Annotated in this window: 8 protein-coding genes; 6 read left to right on the top strand and 2 right to left on the bottom strand. The window is 34.2% G+C overall.

Annotated elements, in window-relative coordinates; all coding sequences use genetic code 11:
• Positions 1-17 precede the first annotated feature (17 nt).
• The 6 genes from BKM63_RS05955 (at position 18) to BKM63_RS05930 (ending at position 6,837) form a co-directional block, all read left to right on the top strand.
• Positions 18-992, top strand: a complete 975-nt coding sequence (locus BKM63_RS05955) for a PorP/SprF family type IX secretion system membrane protein (protein WP_071636305.1) — start codon at positions 18-20, stop codon at positions 990-992.
• Between the two features lie 216 nt (positions 993-1,208).
• Positions 1,209-2,396: a phosphoglycerate kinase gene (locus tag BKM63_RS05950; protein ID WP_071635719.1), complete on the top strand. Its 1,188-nt coding sequence runs from the start codon at positions 1,209-1,211 to the stop codon at positions 2,394-2,396.
• Positions 2,397-2,506: 110 nt separating this feature from the next.
• On the top strand, positions 2,507-4,339 hold the full coding sequence (locus BKM63_RS05945; RefSeq protein ID WP_071636304.1) for a lytic transglycosylase: 1,833 nt from the start codon (positions 2,507-2,509) through the stop codon (positions 4,337-4,339).
• A gap of 46 nt (positions 4,340-4,385) precedes the next feature.
• Positions 4,386-5,354 (top strand): DUF4837 family protein, encoded by a 969-nt coding sequence (locus tag BKM63_RS05940; protein ID WP_071635718.1) that lies wholly within the window; start codon positions 4,386-4,388, stop codon positions 5,352-5,354.
• Between the two features lie 210 nt (positions 5,355-5,564).
• Positions 5,565-6,212, top strand: coding sequence for a DUF1579 domain-containing protein (locus tag BKM63_RS05935; protein WP_071635717.1), 648 nt, complete (start codon positions 5,565-5,567; stop codon positions 6,210-6,212).
• Between the two features lie 178 nt (positions 6,213-6,390).
• Positions 6,391-6,837, top strand: a complete 447-nt coding sequence (locus BKM63_RS05930; RefSeq protein ID WP_071635716.1) for a GNAT family N-acetyltransferase — start codon at positions 6,391-6,393, stop codon at positions 6,835-6,837.
• A gap of 209 nt (positions 6,838-7,046) precedes the next feature.
• On the opposite strand, the gene BKM63_RS05925 is transcribed toward BKM63_RS05930, so the two are convergent.
• Both BKM63_RS05925 and BKM63_RS05920 read right to left on the bottom strand, forming a co-directional pair.
• Positions 7,047-7,850, bottom strand: a complete 804-nt coding sequence (locus BKM63_RS05925; RefSeq protein WP_071635715.1) for an OmpA family protein — start codon at positions 7,848-7,850, stop codon at positions 7,047-7,049.
• A 3-nt stretch (positions 7,851-7,853) separates the two neighbouring features.
• A complete protein-coding gene (locus BKM63_RS05920; protein WP_071635714.1) occupies positions 7,854-9,491 on the bottom strand; it encodes a S41 family peptidase in 1,638 nt (545 codons plus the stop codon).
• Between the last annotated feature and the right edge of the window lies 1 nt (position 9,492).

The raw sequence follows: 9,492 nt of genomic DNA, 5'->3' as shown, positions 1-9,492 counted from the left end.
CTAAAAAAATTATTACAATGAAAAAGTTTATTTTATCCTTAGTACTCATGGCTGTAACAACAAGTTACAGCCAAGAGTTAAACCTACCGGTATTTACTCAGTATTTAGCTGATAACCCTTTTGTACTTTCTCCTGCGTATGCAGGTATCGGAGATAATCTTCGAATAAGAGCAAATGGATTAACGCAGTGGGTCGGAATTAAAGACGCACCGCAAAACCAATCTCTTTATGCCGATTTTAGAGTCTTAGATCGTTCAGGAGTTGGTATCTCTATGTACAATGATAAAAACGGATATACTAAACAAACTGGTGCCAAAGTTTCTTTTGCACATCACCTGATTTTAGATTATTATTCAAAACAGTATTTGTCTTTCGGTATTTCGTATAATTTTAATACGTTTAGAATTGATATTGATGAGTTTAATAACACCATCGAACATCCTATTCTGGATCCGTCCGTAACAGATAACCGTTATACAACAAATAACAACTTTGATATTAGTGCTTTGTACCGAAACAAAAACTTCTATTTGAGTTTTAATGCCAATAACGTTTTAAAGAAGAACACTAATAAATACCGCGGAGTAGAACCGGATTTATTGTCAAACTATCAGGTTTACACGGGTATGATTTTCAAAGACGGAGAAAACAGCCGTATAGAATACGAACCATCTGTTTATTACCAGTATTTTGCCAGTGACAAACGTTCTACAACCGATTTTAACTTCAAGTACAGAAGATACAATCGTTACGAAGATTATTATTGGATTGGGGTTTCATACCGTTTCCTAAACGACCAGTTTCCAAAACCATTATCAGTCGGGCCAATGGCTGGTTTCATGAAATCTAAATTTTATTTTGGATATTCATATCAAATTATGTTCAACGATTTAGGGTCTTATAACACAGGAACACACGTTGTCACGATCGGATTTGATTTCTTACAATCTATTAGTAACTGTCCTTGTACGCAAAGTCCGGTTCACGATTAAAAACTATAACTTAAAACTTACTGTAAATCAAATACAGTAAGTTTTAATGTTTTACAGCAGATCGATTTTTTTCTTTATTTCTTAAATTTTTGTTTTTTTTCAGTGTTTACATCGTTTTCGTTGTAATGACGCATTATTTTTCGTTTTTTTCGAATTTAACACAAGCTTAAATGTTCTATATTTGTTTTTCTTTCAAAAAAACTAAAAAATTATCAAATGAAAACTTTAAACGATTTCGACTTTAAAAATAAAAAGGCAATTATCCGTGTTGATTTTAATGTGCCGTTGGACGAGAATTTTAATGTAACAGATACAACACGTATCGAAGCTGCAAAACCAACAATTGACACTATTTTAGCTCAAGGCGGGAGTGTTATTTTAATGTCGCATTTGGGAAGACCAAAAGGTGCTGAAGAAAAATATTCATTAAAACATATTTTAAAAACAGCTTCTGATATTTTAGGAGTTCAAGTTCAGTTCGCTGAAAACTGTGTTGGAGAGCCAGCTCAAACAGCTGCTAAAAACCTAAAACCAGGAGAAGTTTTATTACTTGAAAATTTACGTTTTCATGCAGAAGAAGAAGCTGGAGATGTAGCTTTCGCAAAAGAATTGGCTTCACTTGGTGATATCTATGTGAATGACGCTTTCGGAACAGCACACAGAGCTCATGCTTCAACAACAATTATTGCTCAGTTTTTTCCAAATGATAAATGTTTCGGAACATTATTAGCAAAAGAAATAGAAAGTTTAAATAAAGTTCTTAAAAACAGTGAAAAACCTGTTACGGCAGTTTTAGGAGGATCTAAAGTTTCTTCAAAAATCACCGTTATTGAAAACATTTTAGACAAAGTAGATCACATGATTATTGGAGGCGGTATGACCTTTACGTTCATTAAAGCACAAGGCGGTAAAATTGGTGATTCGATTTGTGAAGATGACAAACAGGAATTAGCACTTGAAATTTTAAGATTAGCTAAAGAAAAAGGAGTTCAGATTCACATTCCGGTTGATGTTGTTGCTGCAGATGATTTTTCAAATACAGCCAATACTCAGGTTGTAGATGTAACAGCAATACCTGACGGATGGCAAGGTCTTGATGCAGGTCCAAAATCTTTAGAAAACTTCAAAAAAGTAATTTTAGAGTCAAAAACTATCCTTTGGAATGGTCCATTAGGAGTTTTTGAAATGGAAACTTTCTCAAAAGGAACGATCGCTTTAGGTGATTATATTGCTGAAGCAACTAAAAATGGCGCATTTTCTCTTGTTGGAGGAGGTGATTCAGTTGCAGCAGTAAAACAGTTCGGTTTTGAAGATAAAATGAGCTACGTTTCTACAGGAGGCGGGGCAATGCTGGAAATGTTAGAAGGAAGAATTTTACCTGGAATTGCAGCAATTTTAGACTAAAATATCACAATTAACATTTTTTTGCGTATTTTTTATAGTTAAACTTTTTAAGTTTGCAAATATACAAGTCCTGTAATTGATTGAATTATAGAATTTTAAAAAAATGTTATATGATTGTAAAGAAAATCTCCTTAGTGGTTACAGCTTTATTTTCGATGTCGATGTTTGCGCAGGAAACTGCAGAACTTTCAAAAGAAATAAAGCCCGAAGTAAAGTTGTCCTATCTAGATTCTATTAAAAGCACATTCAAAAAAGACGATATGGCTGCGCGAGTTGACAGTCTTTGGATGAATGAGTTAGTAAGTTTAGACATCTACGATGATTTGACAAAAGATATTCAAACCATAAATAAGGATGTAACTGTAGATGAAGAACTGCCAACCGAATTGCTAAAACAACGTCTGGCAGCAATGAACGCTAAATCTCCTTTTGAGATAGAATACAATCAGGGATTAGAAAATGTAATAAAGTCATTTCTTAAGAACCGTAAAAAATCGTTCTCTAGATTAATGGCATTATCAGAATACTACTTTCCAATATTCGAGGAAACTTTCGCAAAAGAAAAAATTCCATTGGAAATAAAATATTTAGCCGTTGTAGAATCTGCTTTAAATCCTAAAGCAGTTTCTAGAATGGGCGCTACGGGACTTTGGCAGTTTATGTACGGAACCGGAAAACAATACGCTTTAAAAATCGATTCTTATATCGACGAAAGAAGTGACCCTCTTAAAGCTACAATTGCATGCTCAGATTATATGACCAGAATGTTCAACGTCTTTAATGACTGGGAATTGGTTTTGGCATCTTATAACTCCGGACCAGGAAATGTAACCAAAGCAATTCGTCGTTCTGGCGGAAAAACAGGTTACTGGGATATTCGTAACCACCTTCCAAAAGAAACACAAGGTTATGTTCCGGCTTTTTACGCTACAATGTATCTATTCGAATACCATAAAGAGCATGGAATCAATCCGGAAAGAGCTGTAGTTAAAAATTTTGAAACAGATACCGTTGCTGTCAAAAATCAAATGACATTTAAGCAGCTGGCAGATTTGTTAGATATGCCTCAATCGCAGATTCAGCTTTTAAATCCATCTTATAAATTAAATGTAGTCCCCGCATATCATGGAGAACAGCATTTTCTTCGTTTGCCAAAAGATAAAATTGCAGCCTTTGTTTCAAACGAAGATAAAATTTATGCTTATGCACAATATGAATCATTAAATAAAACAATTCCAACTCGTTTGGCAGCTAAAATAGCTCCAAAAGCAAAACCAGTTAGAGAAGCAGTTGAATCATCAAAAGAAATTCAGTTTTATAAAGTTAAAAAAGGTGATAACTTAGGCGCCATTGCAGATAGATATAATGTGAATATTTCGGATTTAAAAAAATGGAATAATCTTAAATCAAATGCTATTGCTTTAGGAAGATCCTTAAAAATTAAATCAGATGTAGACACTGCTGCAAAAGCCGTTAAAGAACCAAAATCAATTCCTTCAATCGACAAAAATACTGATGTTGCAATTGCTTCTGCAGAGGATAATGATAAGGTTTCAGTACAAACTGTAGAGTACGTTGTGGCATCTGGAGATAATTTAGGAAGCATCGCTAAAAAATTCGGTACGACTATTGCGGACTTAAAAGAACTAAATAATCTGGCATCTAATAATATTGGTTTAGGGAAGACTTTGGTAGTTTCTAAAATAGTTACAGAGATCGAAGAGCCTGTATCTACAGCTATCGCTTCAAACTCAGTAGATTCTTTCAAGAAAAAAGCCCCTTCAGCAAAAAGTATGGGTGAGGATTATTATGTAAAAAAAGGTGATTCTTTGTACAGTATTTCTAAAAAATATCCTGGAGTAACAATTTCAGATATTAAAAAATGGAATGGTATTAAAGATGAAGATATTAAACCCGGAATGAAACTTAAAATAAACGGATAATAAAAAATCTTATTTAAATTTGGGTTTTATTTCATAAATTAATAAAATGAATAAAACCCATTTTTTATTTATAATACTTCCGTTTCTACTGATTTCTTGTTTAAAAACAGATAAACAGTCGCAGCCTGTTTCTGGAAAAGCCAATACTATTTCTATAATTATAGACGATCAATTATGGTATGGCGAAGTAGGTGATACTATTCGAAATAAATTTGCCTCACCGGTTCTGGGTTTAACTCAGGAAGAACCGTTATTTACCATCAATCAATATCCTGCAAAACTTCTTGAAGGATTTGTAACCGACAGCCGAAGCATTATTGTAGTTAAGAAAACCGCAAACGAAAAGTTTGAAGTAATTCATAGTAAATCTTTACCGCACAATACTTTTCGTATTTACGGAAAATCGATAGATGATATCATTTGCAGTATCGAATTAAATTCGGCGCAAATCATCAAAATGATTCGCGATGCCGAGATTGAAAAAATCCAGGAAGACAACAGCAAATCTCTTTTAAACCCTGCTGTTATTAAAAACAAATTTCATATCGACATTCAAATTCCAACAGGATATGAATATGTTTTGCATAAAAAGAATTTCATCTGGCTCAAAAAGGATATTATAAGCGGTAATACCAGTTTATTAATTTACCAGATTCCGCTTCACAATTTCAAAACCAAGGGAAATGTAGTAGGCAATATTATTAAAATGAGAGATTCTATAGGCCGTTATATCAAAGGCCGTGAACCCAATACTCCAATGATTACCGGTGAAGCTTATGCACCATATTTTTCTAACACTACGCTCGATGGCAAAGAAGCGTTTGAAACCAAGGGAAACTGGGAACTTAAAAATGACTTTATGGCCGGCCCTTTTATAAACTACGCAATCGTCGACCCAGTTTACAATAGAGTTTTGGTGATTGAAGGATTTTGTTACTCTCCCTCAAATCAAGAACGTGACCTGATGCTGGATTTAGAAGCCATCATAAAATCAGTCAAAATAGACAAGCGATAAGATTTATTTTGGTTTTCAGGTTTCAGGTTTCAAGTTTCAGATTTTTTGACACCTAGTTCACCAAGGGTTACGCAAGTCTTTTTAATGTTTTCTTAAATTTCTTATATGGTAGATCGCATGTATGCGATTTAAAAACTTGAAACCTTAAACTTTAAACAACGTTAATTAATTTCATACTTTTGTTTGTAACAAACATAAAAACAAATACTTATGAAAAATTTAACCGCAACACTAGTAATAATAGCACTGTGTTTTGCTTCTTGCAAAAAGGAAGTAAAAACGGAAACCTCAAATGCAGACAGTCTAAAATTGGATGGTACTAAAACCGAAACACCCGTTGCAGAAGCACCTGTAGATTCTGCAGCACAAGCCAAAGCATGGCAGGATTATGCAACTCCGGGAGAACCTCACAAGTTAATGAGCGATGAAGTGGGAACATGGAACTGTGATATGACTTTTTGGTACGAGAAAGACAGCAAACCCGAGAAAGCATCTTCTGTTGCAACTGTAAAAATGATTTTGGGCGGACGTTACCAGGAAGCCAACTATGTGGGCAAAATTATGGGAGCGCCGTTTGAAGGAAAAAGTACACTTGCTTATAATAATGCAAGCAAAGAATACACTACAACCTTTATTGATAATATGGGAACCGGAATGATGGTTGCTACAGGGAAATTTGATGAAAAAACAAAAAGCATGGAATTAAAAGGCGATGTAGTAAATCCGATAAACGGAATTAAATCTCCTTATAGAGAAGTGTATACTATTGTAGACGCCACAACCCGTAAAATGGAAATGTTCGACACCAAAAATGGGGAAGAATATAAAAGCATGGAAATCATCATGAAGAAAAAATAATAACAGATCTCTCAATCCCGAGACTTCGGGACAAAAGCTTGTGTTATAAAATAGAAATCCCGATTGCATTTTGCAGTCGGGATTTTCATTTAGCAATATTGATGTAATTTTGTTCTCATAAAGTTAAAATTAGTTTTGAGCACTAAAGAACAAACAGAAACAACAAACAATATAAGAAATGGAGCTGAAATGGAAAATAAAGCCCTTTGAGGCATTAAATGTAAATGAGCTATATGATTTACTCAAACTTAGAAGTGAAATCTTTGTAGTCGAGCAAAACTGCGTTTATTTGGATCATGACGGTAAGGATAAGAAAGCGCTTCACTTAATTGGAGAATATGATGGTAAAATTGTGGCCTATTCGCGTCTGTTTGATGCCGGAATTAGTTTTGATAACGCTTCAATAGGAAGAGTAGTGGTCGATGTCAATTATCGCGACAGAAAATGGGGTCATGATTTAATGCGCGAAGCAATTGCTGGCATAAAATCGAATTTCAATAAAGATAAAATTACAATTGGTGCGCAATTGTATTTGAAGAGATTTTATGAAAGTCACGGTTTTGTGCAATCTAGCGAAATGTATTTAGAGGATAATATTCCGCATATAGAAATGATAAAGAGTTGATGAAATTAAATTAGCAGCTACTTCTCAAAAGAGCTAGATTCTTTTAACGATCAGTTGCTTTATTTGTTAAAGCAACTTTGTTGCGATATTTATTTTGTGGTTTTATTATTAATTATAATTATCTTTAAAAGAATAAATTAGTAGTGTAGTTTAGAGTAAAACTTTAAATATAAAATTTGGAATACTTTAAATTTTCCTGTCGATAAAATTTAAATCTTTGTAATTAAAAATTCGACACGACGATCGTAATTATCGCCTCTTTTCAACGGAAATCTATTACCGCAACCTTGATATGTCATTCTGTTTTTAGAAACTTTCTTTGAACTCAAATAATTAAAAACGCTTTTGGCGCGATTCCAGGAAAGCTTTCTTTCTTTAGTATCCTTGTCAATTCCGTCATTATAAATTTCCGGAGTACAGCATACATGACCTCTAATTTCAAACTGAATGTTTTTTTGCTTTAGGAGTGTCGTTGCGATATTATCTAGTTCTTTTTTTGAATTTTGGGTTAATCTGGAACTTCCAAGGTCAAATAAAATGCTTTCGAGGTAAATTTTATCGCCCACTTTTAGTTTGTCCTTGAAGGAAGTATAAATGCCTTTGCCGAAACTATTGCGTTTAACGACAATCAAGTCAACTCGCCGATTTCGCAGACGGGTTTCGTAAAGATTCTCAACCGTATCAGGCCTTACGACCACACGCCCTTTTCCTTCGAGAATAACAATTTTACTTTCCTTAAATCCCGAAGAAAGTAATAAGTTTTGTATCGTATTAACCCGATCGTGAGACAATCGGAAATTATAATCATCAGTACCGCGGTCATCGCAGTAGCCGTAAATCTGTATAGATTCAACTCTTGCCGTGTCTATAGATTTTATAAAGTTATTTACAACTTTTACCTGCGGTTCAGTAAGATCATATTTATCGAAATCAAAATACACGGTTTCGATTGGTTTTTGCTGCGCCGATAAATTGTAAATAATAAACAAAAAAAGGACCCGGTAAAGTTTCATTTTCTACATTTTTAAAATCGTTTTATATTCAGTCTGATTATTTAATACGCTTACTGCTCTCTTAATTTCTGAATTGTTTTTAATATAAAATTGATACAAACCTTCCTGGTATTGGTATCTCTTAATAAGCTCTTCCTGAATCAAACCTCTAATTTCTTTTTGGTTTTTATCTAATAATGTGGTTTCGCTTTTCTCTAATGCGGCTAATAATTGTTGATATTCCGGAGCAATTGTTTCGTCTATTTTTTCGTTTTTGGCTGCAGCCAAAGTGTTTTTCAGGGCAACTTCAGTTTCAGTATCAAAACTGATTTTGTTTGCTTTCAGGTATTGTTTAAAACTCACATAATCAGCATCTGTAACCACAGGAATTTTATCACCTAAATTTGGATTTTTATAATAGTACGTAGTAGCATAATCAAAGATTCCGTCATTTTTCAAAAGAGCAGTCGTAATTGGGCTCATTTTGGCATCTTCTAATTCAATATCAGGTAAAACACCACCTCCATCATAAACCGTTCTTCCTTTTCGGGTTTTAAAGGCATTGAAGTTTTTAGAATCTGTTTTTTGAGCAACGCCGTTTTTGTCCTTATGTGCATAATCAAGGGCCTGAATGCAGCGCCCGGATGGAGTGTAGTAACGCGAAATCGTAACTTTCAACTGAGTCCCGTAAGTCAAATCTACAGAACGCTGTACCAAACCTTTTCCAAAACTGCGGCTTCCTAAAATTACAGCACGATCTAAATCCTGCAAAGCTCCGGAAACAATTTCAGATGCCGATGCACTTCTTCCATTCACTAAAATAGCAAGCGGAATCTGAGTATCAATAGGTTCTTTAGTCGTTTTATAGGTATTGTTATGTTTTTCGATTCTTGATTTTGTAGTTACAATCACTTCGTTTTTCGGCACAAATAAATTACAGATGTCAATCGCTTCGTTTAAAAGTCCGCCTGGATTTCCTCTTAAATCCAAAACAATCTGAGTTGCACCATCCGCTTTTAGTTTTTCCAAAGCCTCTTTAACTTCTGCCGAAGCTTTTCTGCTAAAATGTGCCAGAACGATATAACCGGTTTTCTCATCAATTTTTCCATAAAACGGAACCGATTTAATATCAACTTCATCTAAAACCAATTCGGTTGTAAAGGTTTTTCCCTGACGAAGGTATTTTATAGCAATTTTAGTGTTTTTGGTTCCCTTTAATAATTGTGACGCATCATCTTTAAAATCAGCAATTAAAACATCGCCAATCTGAATAATTTCATCACCTGCTTTTAAACCGGCTTTGTCTGCAGGGTAATTTTTATAAGGTTCGCGAACAATTAATCGATCTTTTTTGCGCGCGATCATAGCGCCAATTCCGGTATATTCTCCCGTATTGTTGATTTTGAAATTAACAACATCCTGTTCGTTAAAGTAAACTGTGTACGGATCTAAACTTCCGAGCATGCTTTTAATGGCTTTGTCCATTAAATCACCCGGATTCGTTTCGTCTACATAATTGGTGTTTACTGCTTTAAACAATGTGGTGAAGATTTCGATTTGTTTGGCAATCTCAAAAAAGTCTTCTTTGAAACTGGTTCCAACAAATAAAAATCCTGCTGCAACAGCTGGTATGATGAATTTCTTCTTGAAATAAGGATACATG

The organism is Flavobacterium johnsoniae, assembly GCF_001879205.1.
GTDB classification, from domain to species: Bacteria; Bacteroidota; Bacteroidia; order Flavobacteriales; family Flavobacteriaceae; genus Flavobacterium; species Flavobacterium johnsoniae_A.
The sequence above is the reverse complement of the archived record's forward strand: the minus strand, read 5'-3'. Positions and strand labels throughout refer to the sequence as shown.